Below are 20,371 nucleotides of genomic sequence, written 5' to 3'. Positions count from 1 at the left end.
AATTGATGGTCATAATGTTGCCAAGGAAGTTTTAAAAGGCAATAATGCCGCTGCATCCTGTAATCCCCGAGAAGGAACTAATACATGTCATCACTGCTCAGCAACTACATGCAGATGGAGCAGCAGCTCAAGCAACTTCAGTCGGAACTGGACAAGCTGCAGAACGACGACCGTCTCAAGGCCGAACTCGAGTTCAAGGAAAAGCTCGAGTCGCTGATGCGCGAGTTCGACAAGAGTGCTGCCGACGTCATTGCGCTGCTCGATCCCAAGCCGGCCGCGGCATCTCGCGGCACTGCCGCCGCCCCGGCGACCGGCGGTGCGCGCCGCAAGCGCAAGCTCAAGATCTACAAGAACCCCAATACCGGTGAAGTCGTGGAAACCCGCGGCGGTAACCAGAAGACCCTCAAGGCCTGGAAGGACGAGCACGGCTCCGATACCGTCGAGTCCTGGCTGGTGCGCGTCGAGGAGTGAGTTCCTTCGCGTGAAGGCATGACGCCGCCCCTCGGGGCGGCGTCGTCGTTTGTGTTGAATGCCCCTCGTGATTGACATGCCGTGCCGTGCGAAAACGCCGATGGGAAGATGATTCGTCGGTGCGTTGCCCGTATAATCGGGAGCATCCCCGAGTACCGGCGATGGCCCGTTCATCCCTCTTCACGCCACGGCCTTCGCCTCGACACCATTGGAATCGAATGAAATCACACAACCCCCGACAGCCCATGGACGAACGAGAGAAGTTGCGCAGGTTCCGCGAACTCGACGATGCCTTCGCCGATGCACTGCGTGAACTCGAGAGTCCCGACAGCGAACTCGATATCCCCACTGGCCCGCCGGTCCGTTCACTCGAGCGCCTGGAGCAGGAGGCCGGCGCCGAGCCGCAGGACGAGCAGGCCCTCCAGCGCGCCTTCGAGCAGCGCCTCAAGGCCCTGATGGCCGACTACGCCCAGTCGGCCGAGAGTGTCAGCCACCTGCTGCACACCCTCAGGGCCCTCGGGCGGATCGCCTGAGTCGCCACGCCGGATGTTCCTCCCCGCCTTGGCGCCACCAACGGCGGCGGCCGTCAGCGGTAGCGATAGACGCGCAGGCTCGGCAGGAAGGCATTGTCCTCCAGTCGCTCGTCGCGTCGCCGGGCCCGGGTGCGGGTGGCGGGCGGGTGAGCGGGCGGGCGGTTATGGTCGGGTAGCCGGCCGTCGGGGCTGGGCACGAACAGCGGCAGGGCGATGTTCATGGCGCGCCGGGTTCGTCCGTCCTCGAGCGGTTCTCGGTAGAAGAGGTTGGCGCGCATCAGGGGGGCTTGGGTCTGCACCTGGGCCAGCGGCTCGCCATCGGGGATGCCGGCGAGCTGGCGCAGCTGGATGCGCACGTGGGGAGCCTCGCTGTCCAGGGCCAGCAGCTTCTGCTCGGCCTCGCGCACCGTCAGCCGCTTGATCGAGCGCCCGCTGGCATACCAGGCCAGGCGCACGCGGGCCACCGGGGCCTCGGCCATGGGGATCGCCCGCCAGCACTGCTTGAGGTGCAGCCTGGCAAGCCCCGTGCCGCGCAGGTGGTCGTGCAGGGCCGGGTGCCGGAAGGGCAGCACCGCCTTGATCTCGGGGATCAGCGACGGTACCTCGCTGCGGATCTCCGCCAGCAGCGCGGCGAAGGCCTTCTTGGTGGCATTCACCCGGGTAACCGCCTCCATCACCGCCTCGTTGGCCGCCACCAGGCCCACATGGCTGCGGGTGGCGCGGCCGTCCTGGCCATCCTGGTACCAGACATCGAGCAGCGCCTGGCGCAGCCAGGCGGCATCGGCCGTGTCATGCTCGAAGGACCAGGCCGGGGCGCCCGAGGCCTGCCAGGTCGCCACCAGTGCGTCGGTCTCCTCGACCAGGCGATCGAAGAGGGCCTCAAGCTCAGCCAGCAGGCGATATTCCGGGCGCTGCCCGTCACTGCTCACGACGGCTCGCCGTCCCGGTCCGCGCGCGCCAGCAGCGCATCGATGTCGGTCTCGTCCATGGCGGGCTCGCCGGCGATGCGATGGGACTCGTCGGCCCAGGCGCCCAGGTCCAGCAGCCGGCAGCGCTTGCTGCAGAAGGGGCGGTAGGGGTTGGCCTCGCTCCACAGTACCTTCTTGCGGCACTGCGGGCAGGCGACTTCCAGGGGGCGCGAGGTGTCGTGCGTGCTCATGCGATATCGTCTTCGGCAGGATGGTCGGGGAAGGATGACGAATCAGCGCCCGGGAGGCAAACCGACGGCGGCCCGGTACCGGCGGTCGAGCTTCACGACCTGGGCGTCCAGGCCCGCCTCGTCGGCGGAGTTGTCGATCACGTCGTCGGCGCGCGCCAGGCGCTCCGTCCGTGACATCTGGGCCGCGACGATGGCCCGGGCCTGGGCCTCGTCCACGCCGTCGCGTGCCGCCGTGCGCTCAATCTGGGTCACCTCGGGGACATCGATGACCAGGCAGCGGTCGACCATCGCGTCCTGGCCGGACTCGAACAGCAGCGGGGAGACCAGCAGCACATAGGGCGCCCCCTGGGCCTGGAGCCGCTCGAGGTGGGCTTCCAGGCGCTGGCGTATCCGCGGGTGCGTGATCCGCTCCAGTCGCTGCCGTGCCTCGGCATCGGCGAAGACGATCTCGCGCAGCGCCCGCCTGTCCAGGCCGCCGTCGGGCGTCAGGACCTCAGGCCCGAAATGCTCGGCGATCTCGGCGAGTGCCGGCTCCCCCGGGGCCACGACCTCTCGCGCCACCTCGTCGGCATCCACCCAGGGAATGCCCCGCGCGGCGAAGGCCCGCGCAACCGTCGACTTGCCCGAGGCGATGCCGCCTGTCACGCCGATGATCATTCTCGTCTCCCTGGTGGGTGCATGGGTGCGCGTCATGGTGAGGTCAATACAGCAGCTCGGTGTAGAGCGCCATCAGCGGCTCGCCGGCCAGCAGGGCGATCCAGCCGGCCATCACCAGCCAGGGCCCGAAGGGCAGCGGGGCACCGCGCAGACGCGGGATGGCCAGCTGGATGAGGATGCCCACCACCGCGCCCGCCCCGGCGGAGAGGATCAGCACCAGCGGCAGGTATTGCCAGCCCAGCCAGGCGCCCAGGGCGGCCAGCAGCTTGAAGTCGCCGTAGCCCATGCCTTCCTTGCCGGTGACCAGCTTGAACAGCCAGTAGAAGCTCCACAGCACGAGGTACCCGGCCATGGCACCGATGACGGCCGAGGGCAGCAGCAACGGCTGAAAGAGCAGCTGGTAGAGCAGCCCTGCCCACAGCAGGGGCAGGGTGAGCAGGTCCGGGAGCAGCTGGGTGCGCAGGTCGATCACCGCCATGGCCAGCAGGGCCAGGCAGGCGCCGAGGATGAACAGCGCCTCCAGGGTCGGCCCGAAGAGTGCCAGCACCGCCACGGCCAGCACGCCCCCGGCGAGCTCCACCAGGGGGTACTGGGGACTGATGCGCGTGTGGCAGCTGGCACAGCGCCCGCGGCGCTTGAACCAGCCGAGCAGCGGGATGTTGTCGTGCCAGGCGATGGGGGCCTCGCAGCGCGGGCACAGCGAGCGGGGGGTCACCAGGTTGAAGGGCGCTGCCTCTTCCGGCGCCAGTTCCAGGGCCTCGCGGGCCTCGGCGCGCCAGCCGCGCATCAGCATGACTGGCAGCCGGGTGATCACCACGTTGAGGAAGCTGCCCAGGCACAGGCCCAGGACGACCGCCAGGGGCCAGAGCAGGAAGGGGGGGAGGTCGGCGAGCAAGGGGTGACTCCTGTCCAGTCGGATCCGGTTGCCCATTGTATGGGGGGATGGCGTCGATTGCCCGGATACAGCCGTGCCCCTCGCGGGCTGTCCTGCGCTGCGGCTTTGGTCTAGAATCGGCTCCCTTTCATCTTCCAGGGGCACGCTCATGACCCAGATGCTCGGACCGGTGATGCTGGATCTGGAGGGCCAGCGCCTGACGCCCGAGGAACAGGCGCTGCTGGTGCGTCCCGAGGTCGGGGGCGTGATCCTGTTCGCCCGCAATATCGCCTCGGCCGACCAGGTCCGCACCCTGTGCGACGAGGTCCGTCGCGTGCGTCCCGACCTGCTGCTGGCGGTCGACCAGGAAGGGGGGCGGGTCCAGCGGCTTCGCGAGGGCGTCACCCGCCTGCCGGCCATGGGCCGCCTGGGTCGCGACTTCGCCCACCAGCCCGAGGTGACGGTGCGCCTCTGCCAGGATGCCGGCTGGCTGCTGGGCATGGAGATGGCAGCCTGCGGCCTCGACCTCACCTTTGCCCCGGTGCTGGACGTGGACGGGGGCAGCTCCAGCGTGATCGGCGATCGCAGCTTCTCCGCCGATCCTCGGGCGGTGGCCCGCCTCGGCCGTGCCTTCCTGGATGGCCTGCACGAGGCGGGCATGGTGGCCGTGGGCAAGCACTTCCCGGGCCACGGTGGCGTGGCGGCCGACTCCCATCATGAGCTGCCGGTGGATGGGCGCCCTCTGGAGGCGCTGCGCCGCCATGACCTCCTGCCCTTCGCCGAGCTGGCGCCCCGGCTCGATGCGGTGATGCCCGCGCATGTCGTCTATTCCGACTTCGACCCGCGCCCCGCGGGCTTCTCCCCGGCCTGGCTGGGCATGCTGCGCCAGAGCCTGGGTTTCAAGGGCGTGATCTTCTCCGACGACCTGAGCATGGCCGGTGCGGCCGCCGCCGGCACGCCCGCGGAGCGGGCCCGGCTGGCGCTGGCTGCGGGCTGCGACATGCTGCTGGTCTGCAACGACCGCAGCGCGGCCCGCGAGGTGCTGGACGCCTGCCAGGGTCGCCAGGCGCGTCGCGCCACGCGGCTGCGCTACGCCAGGGCCCGTCCCGACCTCAAGGCGCTGGGGGCTCTGTCGCGCTGGCGACGCGTCCATGCGCGTCTCGAGGCGATGGCCGCCGGCTGAACCAACCTTCTTTCCTCCGCTTCCCATCAAGAGCCGACCGACGATGTCCCGACTCGATGCCGATTCCCTGCCGTCCCTGACCGATATGCGCGATGTCATGGACAATGCCGACTGCCTGATCTCGCAGCCCGAGGTCGAGCGTGCCCTGGACCGCATGGCCGACGAGATCACCCGCGACCTGGGTGACCGCCTGCCGGTCTTCTACTGCGTGATGAACGGCGGCCTGATCACCACTGGCCACCTGCTGACCCGGCTGGGCTTTCCCCTCGAGGTCGACTACCTCCACGCCACCCGCTACCGGGGGGGGCTACGGGGTGGCGAGCTGTTCTGGCGGGTCTCCCCGGAGGTGCCCATGGCCGGTCGTCACGTGGTGATCGTCGATGACATCCTCGACGAGGGCGCCACCCTGGCCGCGATTCTCGACTACTGCCGGCAGGCGGGGGCGGCAAGCATCTCCACCGCGGTGCTGGTCGACAAGCAGCACGACCGCAAGGCGGTCCCCGGGCTCAAGGCCGACTACTGCAGCCTGGAAGTCGCCGACCGCTATGTCTTCGGCTTCGGCATGGACTACAAGGGCTACTGGCGCAATGCCCCGGGCATCTACGCGCCCAAGGGGCTCTAAGCGCCAAGCAGCCAAGCTGTCAGACGATGGGCCAGGTTCCTGCTGCCTGCAGAGTGGCAAGGTGAAAGTGACAAGTAGCAAGTGGTTGCGTTGCAAGTAAAAGAATCCCCGCGAGACCTTGGGTCCGCGGGGATTCGCTTTCTACTTTCTTCTTTCTACTCTTGCCTTGGCCGCTTGGCCGCTTGGCCGCTTGGCCGCTTGGCCGCTTGGCCGCTTGGCCGCTCGGCGTCTAGCCTAGGCCAGCCCCAGCTCGTGGGTGGCTTCCTCGCGCATCTTGAACTTCTGGATCTTGCCGGTGACGGTCATCGGGAATTCGTCGACGAACTTCACGTAGCGCGGCACCTTGTAGTGAGCGATCTGGCCCTTGCAGAAGGCCTTGAGTTCCTCCTCGCTGAGCGACTCGCCCTCGGTCAGCTTGACCCAGGCCATCACCTCCTCGCCGTACTTCTCGTCGGGCACGCCGATCACCTGCACGTCCGAGATGGCCGGGTGGGTATAGAGGAAGTCCTCGATCTCCCGTGGATAGATGTTCTCGCCGCCGCGGATGATCATGTCCTTGATGCGCCCGACGATCGCCACATAGCCCTCGTCATCCATGGTGGCGAGGTCCCCGGTGTGCATCCAGCCGGCCTTGTCGATCGCCTTGTCGGTGGCCTCCGGGTTGTTCCAGTAGCCGAGCATTACGCTGTAGCCGCGGGTACAGAGCTCGCCGGTCTCGCCGCGGGCCACCACGGCGCCGGTCTCGGGGCTCACCAGCTTGACTTCCAGGTGGGGGTGGATGGTGCCCACGGTGGTGACCCGCTTCTCAAGCGGGGCATCGGTCTGGGTCTGGGTGCTCACCGGGCTGGTCTCGGTCATGCCATAGCAGATGGTGACGTCCTGCATGTTCATGCGATCGATCACCTTGCGCATCACCTCGATGGGGCAGATGGAGCCGGCCATGATGCCGGTACGCAGGCTGGAGAGGTCGAAGCTCTCGAACTCGGGATGCTCCAGTTCGGCGATGAACATGGTGGGCACGCCGTAGAGAGTGGTGGCCTTCTCTTCGGAGACGGCGCGCAGCGTCTGCTCGGGGTCGAAGCCGTCGCCCGGATAGATCATGGTGGCGCCGTGGGTCACGCAGCCCAGGTTGCCCATCACCATGCCGAAGCAGTGGTAGAGCGGGACCGGGATCACCATGCGGTCGGCTTCGCTGAGGTTCATGGTGCGGGCCACGAAGAAGCCATTGTTGAGGATGTTGTGGTGGGAGAGGGTGGCGCCCTTGGGCGCACCCGTGGTCCCCGAGGTGTACTGGATGTTGATCGGGTCGTCGAACTGCAGGCTGGCCTGGACATCGGCCAGGTGCTCGGCGGAGACCTCGTCGGCATGGGCCAGCATCTGCGGCCAGGTCAGCATGCCGGTCAGCGCGCGGTCGGCGTCGAGGCAGACCACCCGCTTCAGCTCGGGCAGCTTGGCGCTGGAGAAGGTGCCCGGGGCACCGTCACGCAGCTCCGGGGCCAGCTCGGCCAGGGTGGCAACGTAGTCGGAGGTCTTGAAGGCCCCCTGCAGGACCAGCGTCGAGGCGCCTGACTGCTTGAGGGCGTACTCGAGCTCGTGGGTCCGATAGCTGGGGTTGATGTTGACCAGGATGGCGCCGATCTTCGCGGTGGCGAACTGGGTGATGGTCCATTCGGCACAGTTGGGCGACCAGATGCCGACCCGGTCGCCCTTGTCCACGCCCAGGGCGAGCAGGGCGCGGGCCGCCTCGTCCACGGCCTGCTGCAGCGCCTTCCAGCTGTAGCGCAGCCCCTGGTGGCGGCTGATCAGCGCGTCGCGCTCGGCGAAGCGCGCCACGGTATCGTCGAAGCAGTCACCGATGGTCTGGCCCTTGAGGGGGGTGTCGCTGATGCCGCTGACGTAGCTGATCGATCGATGTTGGCGTGTCATGGTGTTTCTCGTCTTGTTGTTGCCTGTGGCGGTGTGCGTGAAACGGGTAATGACGTCGTGGTTCGCCAGGCGCTTGCCCATCGCTCAGGCCTCGTGGCCGAGGTTGCGCAGTACCTCCCGGGCACGGTGGTCCACGTCGTCGATCTCCATGCGCATCAGGCGGATGTCCTCCAGCTGACGCTCGAGGTTGTCGCGCTTGTCGGCCAGTATCTCCAGCAGTCGCCAGAGCTGGCGCGCGTTGCCGTCGGGCATGGCGTCGTACATCGTCACCACCTCGCGGATCTCGGCCAGCGAGAATCCCAGTCGTTTGCCGCGCAGGGTCAGCTTCAGGCGCACCCGGTCCTTCTCGCGGTAGATGCGCTTCTGTCCCTCGCGGCGGGGCGCCAGCAGGCCTTCCTGCTCGTAGAAGCGGATGGTGCGTGGCGTGACCTCGAACATCCTCGCCAGCTCACCGATGGTGTAGTGTCGGTGCTGGCGGGGCAGGGCCTCCTGGCTGGCCTCGTTGGCCGGGGCGCTTGGCTGTGTCATGACGTCGATCCTGTGACCGGGTGGTGAACCGGCGGTTTCCCACCTCGTCTGGCAACACTAGACGAGGTTTACGTTAACGTAAAGTGCTTGTTCGACCATGGGGTGATATGGGATAAACCTAGCAAGTGCTAGGTTGGTGTCCAGCCGGCCGGGCGAGGCAACGATGTCGCCGGGGTGTCCCCGAGACCCGCCCGGGGCCCTTAGTGGCCCAGACAACAACCACAAAGACGTCACCCACTCATTGCTGAACAAGAGGGATTCCCCATGGACTTCTCCCTGACCGATGACCAGAAGGCGCTGGCCGCGGCGGCCGCCGACTTCGCGAGGGCCGAACTGGTCGAGCATGCCGCCGACTGGGACGCGCGCTCCCACTTCCCGGTGGAGGTGATCCGCCGGGCCGGCGAGGCGGGGTTCCTCGGCATCTATACCCCGGAAGAACATGGCGGCCTGGGCCTATCGCGCCTTGAGGCCTCGCTGATCTTCGAGCAGCTCGCCCAGGGCTGCATCGCCACCACCGCCTACCTGACCATTCACAACATGGTGACCTGGATGATCGCCAGCTGGGGCGACGATGCCCTGCGCGAGGCCTGGGTCCCCGCCATGGTAGCCGGTGAGGCGCTCGGCTCCTACTGCCTCACCGAGCCCGGTGCCGGCTCGGATGCCGCCAGCCTGCGCACCAAGGCCGTGCGCGAGGGGGACGAGTATGTCCTCTCCGGCAGCAAGATGTTCATTTCCGGCGCGGGGGCCACCGAGGTGCTGGTGGTGATGGCCCGCACCGGCGCACCCGACAGCGGCGCCGGCGGGGTCTCGGCGATCGTGGTGCCGGCCGATGCCGCGGGGATCGAGTACGGCAAGAACGAGGAGAAGATGGGCTGGAAGAGCCAGCCGACGCGCCTGGTCAGTTTCGACGGCGTGCGGGTGCCGGTCACCAACCGCCTGGGGGCAGAGGGAGAGGGCTTCAGGTTCGCCATGAAGGGCCTCGACGGTGGGCGCCTGAACATCGCCAGCTGCTCGCTCGGGGCCGCCCAGCAGGCGCTGACCCTGTCGCGGGACTACCTCGCCGAGCGCAAGCAGTTCGGTCGCGAGCTCAGCCAGTTCCAGGCCCTGCAGTTCAAGCTCGCCGACATGGCCAGTGAACTCACCGCGGCGCGACTGATGGTGCGCCACGCCGCCTGGCGCCTCGACCAGAATGATCCCGAGGCCACGGCCCACTGTGCCATGGCCAAGCGCTTCGCCACCGACATGGGCTTCAACGTCTGCAACGAGGCCCTGCAGTTGCATGGCGGCTATGGTTACATCCGTGAGTACCCCCTGGAGCGCCTGGTCCGTGATACCCGGGTGCATCAGATCCTCGAGGGCACCAACGAGATCATGCGCCTGATCGTTGCCCGTCGCCTGCTGGCCGACGGCGTCATCGAGTCGCTACAGTAACCCCGTTTCCTTTACCAGACCCAGGAGATCCCGGGATGTCGGACCTTGCAGTGCTCTTCGACGAGCTGCCCACCCGCGATGGCGGCCGCATCGGCGTGGCCACGCTCAACGCCCCGAAGTCGCTCAACGCGCTGTCGCTGGAGATGATCCGCCAGCTCGAGGCCAAGCTCGAGGCCTGGGCCGTGGACCGCAGCGTGGTGGCGGTGTGGCTCGAGGGCAGCGGTGAGAAGGCCTTCTGTGCCGGCGGTGACGTGGTGGCCCTCTACCGCTCGCTGACCGAGGAAGGCGAGAACCGCGGCGCCGGCCGCGACGGCCTCTTCGCCGAGACCTACTTCACCGCGGAGTATCGCCTCGACTACCGCATCCACACCTACTCCAAGCCGCTGATGGTCTGGGGCGACGGCATCGTCATGGGCGGCGGCCTGGGGCTGCTGGCCGGCGGCTTCCAGCGCCTGGTCACCGAGACCACGCGCATCGCCATGCCGGAGATCACCATCGGCCTCTATCCCGATATCGGGGCCAGCTGGTTCCTGGGACGCATGCCCCCCGGGGTGGGGGCCTACCTGGGCCTCACCGGCGCCCAGCTCAATGCCCGGGATGCCCTCGACCTGGGGCTGGCCGACCGCTTCATCCCGCGGGAGCGCCGCGAGGCGCTGCTCGGCGCCCTGCAAGAGGCCGACTACGGCGACCGCAGCCTGTCGGCCCTGAGGGCCGGGGTGCAGGGGGTGCTCGATGACCACGAGGACCGGGGGCAGGCGCCCGCCGGCCAGGTGTGGCCGCACCTCGACCATCTCCAGGCGCTGGTGGGCCGGGTGGATGCCGCCACGGCCGTCAAGCGCATCCTGCGCGACACCACCGACGATGGCTGGCTCGCCGCCAACCGCGCGCGTCTCGAGGCCGGCTGCCCGATGAGCGCCCAGCTGGTGTGGCGCATGCTCGAGCGCCACGCCCACACCAGCCTGGCCGATGCCTTCCGCGACGAACTTGGCCTGTCGGTGCAGTGCTGTCGCCAGGGGGACTTCGTCGAGGGGGTGCGCGCGCTGCTGGTCGACAAGGACAAGGCACCACGCTGGCAGCACGACAGCGTCGCCGGGGTATCCCAGGCCGATATCCAGGCCCTGATGACCCCGCTCTGGTCCAGCGAGTCACATCCCCTGCGTGACCTGGGCGTCGGCCATCGGGTCGGGTAGGGGCGGAACAGCCACGGGCACTGCCGCCAGCGTTCACGAGATCAACAACAAGGAGCACCGCATATGAACATCGCCTTTATCGGCCTGGGCAACATGGGCGCACCCATGGCCATCAACCTGGTCAAGGCCGGGCATGACGTCACCGTCTTCGACCTGGTCGAGAGCGCCATCCAGTCCCTGGAAGCCGAGGGCGCACGGCGGGCCGCCAGCGCCGAGGCGGCCGCCGCCGGTGCCGACGTGGTCGTCTCCATGCTGCCGGCCGGGGCACACGTCAAGGGGCTCTACCTGGGGCGCGACGGTGCGCCGGGGCTGCTCGATGCCCTCGACGGCAAGCCGCTGCTCGTCGACTCCTCGACCATCGCGCCGGACGATGCCCGCCTGGTGGCGGCCGCCGCCGCCGAGCGCGGCTTCACCTACCTGGATGCCCCGGTCTCCGGCGGGGTGGGCGGCGCCAAGGCCGGTACCCTGACCTTCATCGTCGGCGGCGAGGCCGAAGGCTTCGAACAGGCCAAGCCGCTGCTCGAGGCCATGGGCAAGAACATCTTCCACGCCGGCGAGGCGGGTGCCGGCCAGGTGGCCAAGATCTGCAACAACATGCTGCTGGGCATCCTGATGTCGGGGACCGCCGAGGCCCTGGCGCTGGGCGTGAAGAACGGCATGGACCCCGCCGTGCTCTCCGAAATCATGAAGCAGAGCAGCGGCGGCAACTGGGCGCTCAACGTCTACAACCCCTGGCCCGGGGTGATGGAAGGCTCCGCCGCCTCCCGGGAGTACCAGGGCGGCTTCCTGACCGACCTGATGGCCAAGGACCTGGGGCTGGCCTGGGAGCTGGCGCTGGGCTCGAAGTCCACCGTGCCGATGGGCTCCCAGGCCCGCAACCTCTTCGCCCTGCACAGCGCCCAAGGCAGTGGCCAGCTCGACTTCTCCAGCATCCAGACCCTCTACCGCCAGGGCGAGGAGACGTAAGCGCCAGGGAGCTAGGGAGCCAAGCAGCCAAGCAGCCAAGCAGCCAAGCAGCCAAGTAGCCAAGCAGCCAAGCAGCCAAGCAGCCAAGCAGCCAAGCAGCCAAGCAGCCAAGCAGCCAAGCAGCCAAGAAAAACCGCCAGCAGGCTACCCTGCTGGCGTTCTTCCCTGGTTTTCATAGCGGTGCGCGGGCAGCATCTTGCTCGGCGCTCGGCGCTCGGCGCTCGGCGCTCGGCGCTCGGCGCTCGGCGCTCGGCGCTCGGCGCGCTTTGCCCTCCCTTAGGGGACGCGGCACAATCCAGTGCCCGTTTTCCGTCGAGACCCTGCATGAGCACACCCGCTTCCCCGTCCTCCTCCCCGGCGTCCCGCCCCCGTCCCGCCCGTCGCGAACTGCTCGAGGGGCCCATTGCCCTGACCCTGCTGCGCAAGAGCCTGCCGGTGGTCGGCGGCATGATCGCCATGATGAGCTTCAACCTGGTGGATACCTGGTTCATCTCGCGACTCGGTACCGAGGAGCTGGCGGCGGTCTCCTTCACCTTTCCGGTGGTGTTCACGGTGATCAGCCTGGCCATCGGCTTAGGGATAGGCACCTCGGCGGTCGTGGCCCGCCGGTTGGGGCAGGGCGACCTGGACACGGTAAGGCGGCGCGCCACCGATGCGGCCCTGCTGGCGCTGGGGGTGGGGCTCGGCATGACGCTGCTGGGCCTTGCCACCCTCGAGCCGCTGTTTCGCCTGATGGGCGCCGATGACCTGCTGATGCCCCATATCCGCGACTACATGGGTATCTGGTACCTGGGGGCGGCGGCGGTGATCGTGCCACGGGTGCTCAACAGCATCCTGCGCGCCCACGGCAATACCACCACCCAGGGGCTGATGATGGCGCTGGCCGCCGGCGCCAACGTGCTGCTGGACTGGTGGCTGATCTTCGGCATCGGGCCCTTTCCGGCCCTGGGGGTCTCCGGCGCGGCGCTGGCCACGGTGCTGAGCTGGGGCCTGATGGCCGGAGTGCTGGTCGTCCAGCGCGAGCTGCGCGAGCTCTTCGACCTGGCCGGCCTGAGCTGGCAGGGCCTCGCCGGCTCCTGGCGGGAACTGGGTCGCATCGCGGGGCCGGCGGCCCTCACCAGTGTCTTCACGCCCATCGCCCTGGGCCTGGTGACCCGCATCGTGGCGGGCCATGGCCACGATGCGGTGGCCGGCTACGGCGTGGGCACGCGCATCGAGGCCATCTCCCAGATCGCCGTGCTGGCGCTCTCCATGACCCTCTCGCCGCTGATCAGCCAGAATGCCGGTGCCGGCCAGCACGACCGGGTGCGCCGGGCGATCCTGGGCTGTTTCGTCTTCGTGCTGGCCTGGCAGCTGCTGGTCTGGGGCGTGCTGCAACTGCTGGCGCCCTGGCTGGTGGCCGGCTATGCCAAGCGCGAGGCGGTCGGGGAGGTGCTGCGCAGCTTCCTGTGGCTGGTGCCCCTGGGGCTCGGTGCTCAGGGCGTGGTGATCCTGGCGGTCTCCGCCTTCAACGCCCTGCATCGTCCCGCCCGGGCCATGCGACTGTCGGTGGTCAGGCTCTTCGCGCTGACCGTGCCGCTGGCCTGGCTGGGCGGGCGGCTGGCCGACAGCACCGGCGTCTTCGCCGGGATGCTCGCCGCCAACCTGCTGGTCGCGCTGATCGCCTGGCGGCAGATCCGGGCCGAACTGGGACGTCAGGTAGCGCGCTGAAAGAGGAGCAAGCCGGCGACGTCGCACTTGGCAGATGAGTCGTCTTGGTCTACATTTGATAAAAATGTAGAAATTGTCGGCACGCCAATCGAGGACACCCCATGAGCCAGATCACTCCCGTCACCTGGGACGACCCCTTCCGCCTCGTCGACCAGCTCTCCGAGGACGAGCGCATGGTCCTGCAGACCGCCCACGACTATTGCCAGGAGAAGCTGCTGCCGCGGGTGCTGGAGGCCAACCGTCACGAGCGCTTCGACCGCGAGATCATGAACGAGATGGGCGAGCTGGGCCTGCTCGGCGCGACCATCGACGGCTATGGCTGTGCCGGGCTGAACTACGTCAGCTATGGCCTGATCGCCCGAGAGGTAGAGCGCGTCGACTCCGGCTACCGCAGTGCCATGAGCGTGCAGTCGAGCCTGGTGATGTACCCGATCCACGCCTTCGGCAGCGAGGCCCAGCGCGAGAAGTACCTGCCGAAACTGGCCAGCGGCGAGTGGGTGGGGGCCTTCGGCCTCACCGAGCCCGACCACGGCTCCGACCCTGGCGGCATGAGCACCCGTGCCACCCGCACCGACGGCGGCTGGCGGCTCAACGGCACCAAGACCTGGATCACCAACTCGCCCATCGCCGACGTCTTCGTGGTCTGGGCACGGGACGATGAGGGGGTCGTCAACGGCTTCATCCTCGAGAAGGGCATGAAGGGGCTCTCGGCCCCCAAGATCGAGGGCAAGTTCAGCCTCCGTGCCTCCATCACCGGCCAGATCGCCATGCAGGACGTGGAAGTATCGGACGATCAGCGCCTGCCAGGCGTCACAGGCCTCAAGGGGCCGTTCTCCTGCCTCAACCGCGCCCGCTACGGCATCGCCTGGGGCACCATGGGCGCTGCCGAAGCCTGCTGGCATGCGGCCCGCGACTATACCCTGGAGCGCAAGCAGTTCGGCCGCCCCCTGGCCGCCAACCAGCTGATCCAGAAGAAGCTTGCCGACATGCAGACCGAGATCGCCCTGGGCCTGCAGGCCGCGCTGCGCGTCGGCCGCATGATCGACGATGGCCAGCTGGTGCCGGAGGCGATCTCGCTGATCAAGCGCAACAACTGCGGCAAGGCGCTGGACATTGCCCGGGTGGCCCGTGACATGCACGGCGGCAACGGGATCAGCGACGAGTACCACGTGATCCGCCACGTGATGAACCTCGAGGCGGTGAACACCTACGAGGGCACCCACGACGTCCACGCCCTGATCCTCGGGCGCGCCCAGACCGGCCTGCAGGCCTTTACCGGCTGAGCCGGCAGGTCATATGACGGGCGTCTAACGTGGGGCGTCGGGAACGAGTCGAAGGATGTGGGGCTTGTTGCCGGATCAGCCCCGAGTGAGAGCGAGCAAGGAGCTGCAGATGAGCGGACCGCTTGAGGGCATCACGGTGCTCGATATGTCGCGGGTACTGGCCGGGCCCTGGGCCGGCCAGCTGCTCGCCGACCTCGGGGCCAGGGTGATCAAGGTCGAGCACCCCTCGCGGGGGGATGACACCCGCGGCTGGGGACCGCCCTGGCTGGCAGAAGACCTTGAGGATAAGCAGGACGACGCCGAGCGGGTGGCGGCCTACTTCCTGTGCGCCAACCGTGGCAAGCAGTCGCTGGCCGTGGACATCGCCACCGAGGGCGGTCAGACCCTGGTCAGGGAACTGGCGAAGGGCGCCGATATCCTGCTCGAGAACTTCAAGGTGGGCGGCCTGGCCAGGTACGGGCTCGACTACGCCAGCCTGAAGGCGATCAACCCGCGGCTGATCGGCTGCTCGGTCACCGGCTTCGGCCAGGACGGTCCCTATGCCCATCGGGCCGGCTACGACTTCATGATCCAGGCCATGGGCGGGCTGATGAGCCTCTCCGGCGAGCCCGACGGCATGCCCATGAAGACCGGCGTGGCCATCACCGACGTGATGACCGGCCTCTATGCCACCGTGGGGGTGCTGGCCGCCCTGCAGGAGCGTGCGCGCACCGGGCGGGGGCAGCATATCGACCTGGCCCTGCTCGACGTCCAGGTGGCCACCCTGGCCAACCAGGCGCTCAATGCCCTGGTCGAAGGCCGTTCACCCGAGCGCCATGGCAACGCCCATCCCAATATCGTGCCCTACCAGGCGTTTGCCTGTGCCGATGGCCATCTGGTGCTCACCGTGGGCAACGATGCCCAGTTCGCGCGCTTCGCCGACCTGCTGGGTCACCCCGAGTGGGCCGAGGATCCCGCCTACGCCACCAATGCCGCCCGGGTCGGCAACCGGGAGGTGCTGGTCACGCTCATCCAGCGGATCCTGCTCGAGCGGGGTCGCGATGAGTGGCTGGCCGAGATGGAGGCGCGCGGTATCCCCGCCGGCCCCATCAACACCCTGACCGAGGTCTTCGACGACCCCCAGGTGCGCCATCGAGGCCTGCACCGAACGCTGCGCCGCGGCGATCTCGAGGTGCCCCAGGTCGCCAACCCGCTACGTTTCGACGGCGAGCCTGCCACCAGCGAGGTGGCGCCTCCCAGGCTCGGCCAGGACAGCGATGCGATACTCGCCGAGATGGGCCTGACGCCCGAGGATATTGCCAAGCTCAGAAGGGCAGGGGTGGTGAGATAGCTGCAAGCAGCCAAGCAGCCAAGCAGCCAAGAAAAGCCTCCAGCAGAGTCGCCTGCTGGAGGCCTTTGCTTGTCGCCATCTTGATGCGTGAGCACCCTCCTGCTGGCGCTCGGCGCTCGGCGCTCGGCGCTCGGCGCTCGGCGCTCGGCGCTCGGCGCTCGGCGCTCGGCGCTCGGCGCTCGGCGCTCGGCGCTCGGCGCTCGGCTCTTATCGCGGTGAAAACCGCCGTGTCAGGCCGGTCTCGGCGATCATCCGTGTGGAGATCTCCTCCACGGAGAAGCGGGTGGTGTCGATGTAGGGGATATGCATCTGGCGATAGAGTCCCTCGGCCTGCTCGACCTCCTGGACGCACTGGTCCATGGAGCTGTAGCGGCTGTTGGGCCGGCGCTCGTGGCGGATCGCCGCCAGCCGTCGGGGGTCGATGGTCAGCCCGAACAGCTTGTGGCGATGCGGCACCAGGGCCCTGGGCAGCTTCAGGGTGCCGTTCTCGTCCTGGTCGTCCTCCGTGAGCGGGTAATTGGCGGCGCGGATGCCGAACTGCAGGGCCAGGTAGAGCGAGGTGGGGGTCTTGCCGCAGCGCGAGACCCCGACGAGGATGATGTCGGCCTTGTCGTACTGGTGGGTGCGCGCCCCGTCGTCGTTGTCCAGGGCGAAGTGCACCGAGTGGATGCGGTCCATGTAGACCTCATCCTTGCCGATCGAGTGGGTACGGCCGACGCTGTAGGAGGAGTGGGCCTCCAGTTCCTCCTCCAGCGGCTTGAGGAAGGTCGAGAAGATGTCGACCTTGAAGCCGGGCGCCTGGCGGATCACCTCGCGGATCTGCTCGTCGACGATGGTGTCGATGATGATCGGCTGCTCGCCGTCGCGCACCGCCGTGGCCTCGATGATCGCCACCAGGGTCCGGGCCTTCTCGAGGGAGTCGATGTAGGGCTTGGTCAGCATACGGATCTCGACGCTCTGGAACTGGGCGAGCAGGCTGCGTCCCAGGCTCTCGGCGGTGATCCCGGTGCCGTCGGAGATGAAGAAGGCGGTGCGCGTCATGGCGGCTCGCTGTGTCCAGTGGGAAGGTAAGGCCCATTGTCGATGCTGCTCGAGGCCGGGACAAGAGGCGGCTTTCCTGCCCGCCACGCCTCTCGCCACTACAGATGACTGGCGATTCGGCCGGGTGTTGTAAAAATCCTCCAGTGACTTCGATGTTAGACTAATGGCGAATATGGAAGGCCGCTGTTAGAGTCGCCAACATCCCTTCATGCCCGAGTCCCGAGCGACCCGCCGGCATGATGCATCTTCGTCGATATCCTGGGAGGTCTCATGGACGATTACATTCAGTGGTTCGATCAATTGGGCATGGACGATGTCGAGCGGGTCGGGGGCAAGAACGCCTCCCTCGGCGAGATGATCTCCAACCTGTCCGGCGCGGGTGTCACCGTCCCCGGCGGGTTCGCCACCACGGCACACGCCTACCGCGAATTCCTCTCCCACGAAGGACTCAACGAGCGCATCAACCGCCGGCTCGCCACCCTGGACGTCGATGACGTGGCCGAGCTGGCGAGGGCCGGTGCCGAGATCCGCCAGTGGGTGATTGACACGCCGCTGCCGCCGACCTTCGAGCGCTACCTGCGCGAGAGCTACGAGACGCTCTCGGCGATGCATCCCAACCTCAAGGTCGCCGTGCGCAGCTCGGCTACCGCCGAGGACCTGCCGGACGCCTCCTTCGCCGGTCAGCAGGAGACCTTCCTCAACATCGAGGGCTTCGACAACATCAAGCGCGCCGTGCACGAGGTCTTCGCCTCGCTGTTCAACGACCGCGCCATCTCCTACCGCGTCCATCGCGGCTATGCCCACGAGAACGTGGCGCTCTCCGCCGGCATCCAGAAGATGGTGCGCTCCGAGACCGGCGCCTCGGGCGTGATGTTCACCCTGGACACCGAGTCCGGCTACCGCGACGCTGTCTTCGTCACCGCCTCCTGGGGGCTGGGCGAGACCGTGGTGCAGGGGGCGGTGAACCCCGACGAGTTCTATGTCCACAAGCCGACCCTGGCCGCGGGCCGCCCGGCGGTGCTGCGCCGCAACCTCGGCTCCAAGCTGATCAAGATGATCTACACCGACGACACCAGCGCTGGCAAGTCGGTGGCCACGGTGGACGTGCCGCTGGCCGACCGGGCGCGCTTCTGCATCGACGACGAGCAGATCATGGCGCTGGCCCGCCAGGCGGTGACCATCGAGGAGCACTACGGCCGCCCCATGGACATCGAGTGGGCGCTGGACGGCGACGATGGCGAACTCTACATCGTCCAGGCGCGTCCCGAGACAGTGGTCTCCCAGCAGGAGGGCGGCAAGCTCGAGCGCTTCCAGCTCAAGGAGAAGGGGCGCACCCTGGTGGCCGGCCGGGCCATCGGCCAGCGCATCGGTCGCGGCGCGGTCAAGGTGGTGTTCTCCCCGGACGACATGGAGAAGGTCAATCCCGGCGATGTGCTGGTCACCGACATGACCGACCCGGACTGGGAGCCGATCATGAAGCGCGCCTCGGCGATCGTCACCAACCGTGGCGGCCGCACCTGCCATGCGGCGATCATTGCCCGCGAGCTGGGCATTCCCGCCGTGGTCGGCTGCGGGGACGCTACCGAGGCGCTGGATGACGGGCGCGACGTCACCGTCTCCTGCGCCGAGGGGGACGCCGGCCACGTCTACGAGGGGCTGCTGGAATTCGACCGCAACGTCACCAGCGTCGACGCCATGCCCGAGATCCCCTTCAAGATCATGATGAACGTCGGCAACCCGGATCGTGCCTTCAGTTTTGCCAGCCTGCCCAATGCCGGGGTCGGCCTGGCACGGCTCGAGTTCATCATCAACCGCATGATCGGGGTACACCCCAAGGCGCTGCTCGAGTACGACACCCTGCCCGCCGACCTGCAGCAGACCATCGACCTGCGCACCGCCGGCTACAGCGACCCGGTGGAGTTCTACGTCGACAAGCTGGTCGAGGGCATCTCCACCCTGGCGGCCTCCTTCTACCCGAAGCGGGTCATCGTGCGCCTGTCGGACTTCAAGTCCAACGAGTACGAGAACCTGATCGGCGGCAAGCTCTACGAGCCGGGCGAGGAGAACCCCATGCTCGGCTTCCGGGGCGCCTCGCGCTACATCTCGGACTCGTTCCGTCCCTGCTTCGAGCTGGAGTGCCGTGCGCTCAAGCGGGTGCGCGAGGTGATGGGGCTCGATAACGTCGAGATCATGGTGCCCTTCGTGCGCACCACCGAGGAGGCCCGTGAGGTGGTCGACCTGCTGGCCGCCAACGGCCTGGCCCGGGGCGAGAACGGTCTCAAGGTGATCATGATGTGCGAGCTGCCGGCCAACGCCCTGCTGGCCGAGGAGTTCCTCGAGTACTTCGATGGTTTCTCCATCGGCTCCAACGACCTGACCCAGCTGACCCTGGGCCTGGATCGCGATTCCGGCATCGTTGCCCACCTCTTCGACGAGCGTAACCCCGCCGTGAAGAAGCTGCTGGCCATGGCCATCCAGGCCTGTCACGCTCAGGGCAAGTACATCGGCATCTGCGGCCAGGGCCCCTCGGACCATCCGGACCTGGCCAAGTGGCTGATGGAGCAGGGCATCGACTCCGTGTCGCTCAACCCCGATGCGGTGCTCGAGACCTGGTTCATGCTGGCCGGCGAGACCCTGGGCTAACGCCCGCTCCTGCCAGCAGTGACAGACGACACCCGGGCTTGCCCGGGTGTCTTGCCTTGTGCACGGCCCTTGCACGATGCCGGGCTAGACTGAGCGTACATGCCCCGACGTGGAGGTCTGCATGAAGACCCGTTTCCTTATCTTTCCTCTGGTGGTGGCCGGTACCCTCGGCCTGTCCCTCGCTGCCTCCCCGCTGCTGGCCCAGCCCGGCAATGGCCAGGGCAATGCCCAGGGGGCGGCGCCCTGGAAGGAGGAGGGACAGCCGCAGCGTGCCCAGAAGGGGCAGGGTGGTCCCCAGGAGTCCCGTGGCCAGGGCCAGGCCCGAGGTGATCGCGACCGCCAGGAGTCCCGTGACCGGGGGCGCGACGAGTATCGCGACCGGGAGCGTGATGAATATCGTGACCGGGAACGCTATCGCGACGAGGCAAGGCGGCCGATGATCGACGAGCGCGAGGTTCGCGAGATCTTCCGCAGTCGGCGCGAGTATCTTCACCATGATGACCGCGACAGCCTGCCGCCCGGCATCCGCATGAACCTGGAACGCGGCAAGCCCCTGCCCCCCGGCATTGCCAGGAACTTCGACGAGCGCGTGCGGCGCGACCTGCCCTACTACGAGGGCTATGAATGGCGCCGTGTGGGGACCGACGCCGTGCTGGTCGACCTCACCAACGACATCATCCATGAGGTGATCCACGACATCCTGCGCTGATCACCCCGGGCGGGCACGCCGGTGCCCGCCGTTCCCTGTGCCCGCTCTCCTTGATCTTCATCAGGCATGACCCTTCGTCATGTCTCATACTGCCCGTGTCTGCAAAGGAGAACTG

19 protein-coding genes are annotated in these 20,371 nt (G+C 67.8%); 12 read left to right on the top strand and 7 right to left on the bottom strand.

The window, feature by feature from the left end:
• Positions 1-84: 84 nt before the first annotated feature.
• Positions 85-471, top strand: a complete 387-nt coding sequence (locus tag DFP85_RS03415) for a histone-like nucleoid-structuring protein, MvaT/MvaU family (RefSeq protein ID WP_133634931.1) — start codon at positions 85-87, stop codon at positions 469-471.
• A 245-nt stretch (positions 472-716) separates the two neighbouring features.
• Complete coding sequence (locus tag DFP85_RS03410; RefSeq protein WP_133634930.1) at positions 717-1,004, top strand: hypothetical protein; 288 nt, start codon at positions 717-719, stop codon at positions 1,002-1,004.
• A gap of 53 nt (positions 1,005-1,057) precedes the next feature.
• Here the strand turns inward: DFP85_RS03410 and DFP85_RS03405 are convergent, their stop codons facing one another.
• From DFP85_RS03405 to DFP85_RS03390, 4 genes are read right to left on the bottom strand one after another with little or no spacing between them, the layout of a single operon-like run.
• Positions 1,058-1,933, bottom strand: a complete 876-nt coding sequence (locus tag DFP85_RS03405) for a DNA replication terminus site-binding protein (RefSeq protein ID WP_133634929.1) — start codon at positions 1,931-1,933, stop codon at positions 1,058-1,060.
• On the bottom strand, positions 1,930-2,163 hold the full coding sequence (gene yacG / locus DFP85_RS03400; RefSeq protein ID WP_133634928.1) for a DNA gyrase inhibitor YacG: 234 nt from the start codon (positions 2,161-2,163) through the stop codon (positions 1,930-1,932). Before yacG ends, DFP85_RS03405 begins: the two co-directional genes overlap by 4 nt.
• 42 nt (positions 2,164-2,205) lie before the next feature.
• Complete coding sequence (coaE, locus tag DFP85_RS03395) at positions 2,206-2,820, bottom strand: dephospho-CoA kinase (RefSeq protein ID WP_133634927.1); 615 nt, start codon at positions 2,818-2,820, stop codon at positions 2,206-2,208.
• 43 nt (positions 2,821-2,863) lie between these two features.
• Complete coding sequence (locus tag DFP85_RS03390; RefSeq protein ID WP_243737189.1) at positions 2,864-3,715, bottom strand: prepilin peptidase; 852 nt, start codon at positions 3,713-3,715, stop codon at positions 2,864-2,866.
• 148 nt (positions 3,716-3,863) lie between these two features.
• Between DFP85_RS03390 and nagZ the strand changes: the two genes are divergently transcribed.
• Both nagZ and DFP85_RS03380 read left to right on the top strand, forming a co-directional pair.
• A complete protein-coding gene (gene nagZ / locus DFP85_RS03385; protein WP_133634925.1) occupies positions 3,864-4,877 on the top strand; it encodes a beta-N-acetylhexosaminidase in 1,014 nt (337 codons plus the stop codon).
• A gap of 43 nt (positions 4,878-4,920) precedes the next feature.
• The gene (locus tag DFP85_RS03380) at positions 4,921-5,499 is read left to right on the top strand and encodes a hypoxanthine-guanine phosphoribosyltransferase (protein ID WP_133634924.1); all 579 of its coding nucleotides are present in this window, start codon (positions 4,921-4,923) and stop codon (positions 5,497-5,499) included.
• 234 nt (positions 5,500-5,733) lie between these two features.
• Here DFP85_RS03380 and DFP85_RS03375 read toward each other — a convergent pair whose 3' ends face one another.
• Both DFP85_RS03375 and DFP85_RS03370 read right to left on the bottom strand, forming a co-directional pair.
• Positions 5,734-7,425 (bottom strand): AMP-binding protein, encoded by a 1,692-nt coding sequence (locus DFP85_RS03375; protein ID WP_133634923.1) that lies wholly within the window; start codon positions 7,423-7,425, stop codon positions 5,734-5,736.
• 84 nt (positions 7,426-7,509) lie between these two features.
• Entirely contained in the window at positions 7,510-7,953 is a 444-nt protein-coding gene (locus DFP85_RS03370) for a MerR family transcriptional regulator (RefSeq protein ID WP_133634922.1), read from the bottom strand.
• Between the two features lie 264 nt (positions 7,954-8,217).
• On the opposite strand from DFP85_RS03370, the gene DFP85_RS03365 reads away from it, so the two are divergent.
• The 6 genes from DFP85_RS03365 (at position 8,218) to DFP85_RS03340 (ending at position 15,863) form a co-directional block, all read left to right on the top strand.
• Positions 8,218-9,384: an acyl-CoA dehydrogenase family protein gene (locus DFP85_RS03365; RefSeq protein ID WP_133634921.1), complete on the top strand. Its 1,167-nt coding sequence runs from the start codon at positions 8,218-8,220 to the stop codon at positions 9,382-9,384.
• A gap of 35 nt (positions 9,385-9,419) precedes the next feature.
• Positions 9,420-10,574 (top strand): enoyl-CoA hydratase/isomerase family protein, encoded by a 1,155-nt coding sequence (locus tag DFP85_RS03360; RefSeq protein ID WP_133634920.1) that lies wholly within the window; start codon positions 9,420-9,422, stop codon positions 10,572-10,574.
• 63 nt (positions 10,575-10,637) lie between these two features.
• Positions 10,638-11,540: a 3-hydroxyisobutyrate dehydrogenase gene (gene mmsB, locus DFP85_RS03355; RefSeq protein WP_133634919.1), complete on the top strand. Its 903-nt coding sequence runs from the start codon at positions 10,638-10,640 to the stop codon at positions 11,538-11,540.
• Between the two features lie 324 nt (positions 11,541-11,864).
• Positions 11,865-13,250: an MATE family efflux transporter gene (locus DFP85_RS03350; RefSeq protein WP_133634918.1), complete on the top strand. Its 1,386-nt coding sequence runs from the start codon at positions 11,865-11,867 to the stop codon at positions 13,248-13,250.
• 101 nt (positions 13,251-13,351) lie between these two features.
• Positions 13,352-14,533 (top strand): acyl-CoA dehydrogenase, encoded by a 1,182-nt coding sequence (locus DFP85_RS03345; RefSeq protein ID WP_133634917.1) that lies wholly within the window; start codon positions 13,352-13,354, stop codon positions 14,531-14,533.
• Between the two features lie 109 nt (positions 14,534-14,642).
• A complete protein-coding gene (locus DFP85_RS03340; protein ID WP_133634916.1) occupies positions 14,643-15,863 on the top strand; it encodes a CaiB/BaiF CoA transferase family protein in 1,221 nt (406 codons plus the stop codon).
• 207 nt (positions 15,864-16,070) lie between these two features.
• On the opposite strand, the gene ppsR is transcribed toward DFP85_RS03340, so the two are convergent.
• Positions 16,071-16,904, bottom strand: coding sequence for a posphoenolpyruvate synthetase regulatory kinase/phosphorylase PpsR (gene ppsR / locus DFP85_RS03330; protein ID WP_133634915.1), 834 nt, complete (start codon positions 16,902-16,904; stop codon positions 16,071-16,073).
• A gap of 270 nt (positions 16,905-17,174) precedes the next feature.
• Between ppsR and ppsA the strand changes: the two genes are divergently transcribed.
• Together ppsA and DFP85_RS03320 are read left to right on the top strand one after the other, a co-directional pair.
• Positions 17,175-19,547, top strand: coding sequence for a phosphoenolpyruvate synthase (gene ppsA / locus DFP85_RS03325; protein WP_133634914.1), 2,373 nt, complete (start codon positions 17,175-17,177; stop codon positions 19,545-19,547).
• A gap of 121 nt (positions 19,548-19,668) precedes the next feature.
• Positions 19,669-20,256 (top strand): anti-virulence regulator CigR family protein, encoded by a 588-nt coding sequence (locus DFP85_RS03320; protein WP_133634913.1) that lies wholly within the window; start codon positions 19,669-19,671, stop codon positions 20,254-20,256.
• Positions 20,257-20,371: the final 115 nt, after the last annotated feature.

Source organism: Halomonas ventosae (assembly GCF_004363555.1).
Lineage (GTDB): Bacteria > Pseudomonadota > Gammaproteobacteria > Pseudomonadales > Halomonadaceae > Halomonas > Halomonas ventosae.
This window is presented reverse-complemented; position numbering and strand designations above follow the sequence as displayed.

Coding starts and splice junctions, on each gene's coding strand:
- DFP85_RS03415 (WP_133634931.1), top strand. CDS start 85: ATGTCATCACTGCTCAGCAACTACATGCAGATGGAGCAGCAGCTCAAG.
- DFP85_RS03410 (WP_133634930.1), top strand. CDS start 717: ATGGACGAACGAGAGAAGTTGCGCAGGTTCCGCGAACTCGACGATGCC.
- yacG (WP_133634928.1), bottom strand. CDS start 2,163: ATGAGCACGCACGACACCTCGCGCCCCCTGGAAGTCGCCTGCCCGCAG.
- coaE (WP_133634927.1), bottom strand. CDS start 2,820: ATGATCATCGGCGTGACAGGCGGCATCGCCTCGGGCAAGTCGACGGTT.
- nagZ (WP_133634925.1), top strand. CDS start 3,864: ATGACCCAGATGCTCGGACCGGTGATGCTGGATCTGGAGGGCCAGCGC.
- DFP85_RS03380 (WP_133634924.1), top strand. CDS start 4,921: ATGTCCCGACTCGATGCCGATTCCCTGCCGTCCCTGACCGATATGCGC.
- DFP85_RS03375 (WP_133634923.1), bottom strand. CDS start 7,425: ATGACACGCCAACATCGATCGATCAGCTACGTCAGCGGCATCAGCGAC.
- DFP85_RS03370 (WP_133634922.1), bottom strand. CDS start 7,953: ATGACACAGCCAAGCGCCCCGGCCAACGAGGCCAGCCAGGAGGCCCTG.
- DFP85_RS03365 (WP_133634921.1), top strand. CDS start 8,218: ATGGACTTCTCCCTGACCGATGACCAGAAGGCGCTGGCCGCGGCGGCC.
- DFP85_RS03360 (WP_133634920.1), top strand. CDS start 9,420: ATGTCGGACCTTGCAGTGCTCTTCGACGAGCTGCCCACCCGCGATGGC.
- mmsB (WP_133634919.1), top strand. CDS start 10,638: ATGAACATCGCCTTTATCGGCCTGGGCAACATGGGCGCACCCATGGCC.
- DFP85_RS03350 (WP_133634918.1), top strand. CDS start 11,865: ATGAGCACACCCGCTTCCCCGTCCTCCTCCCCGGCGTCCCGCCCCCGT.
- DFP85_RS03345 (WP_133634917.1), top strand. CDS start 13,352: ATGAGCCAGATCACTCCCGTCACCTGGGACGACCCCTTCCGCCTCGTC.
- DFP85_RS03340 (WP_133634916.1), top strand. CDS start 14,643: ATGAGCGGACCGCTTGAGGGCATCACGGTGCTCGATATGTCGCGGGTA.
- ppsR (WP_133634915.1), bottom strand. CDS start 16,904: ATGACGCGCACCGCCTTCTTCATCTCCGACGGCACCGGGATCACCGCC.
- ppsA (WP_133634914.1), top strand. CDS start 17,175: ATGGACGATTACATTCAGTGGTTCGATCAATTGGGCATGGACGATGTC.
- DFP85_RS03320 (WP_133634913.1), top strand. CDS start 19,669: ATGAAGACCCGTTTCCTTATCTTTCCTCTGGTGGTGGCCGGTACCCTC.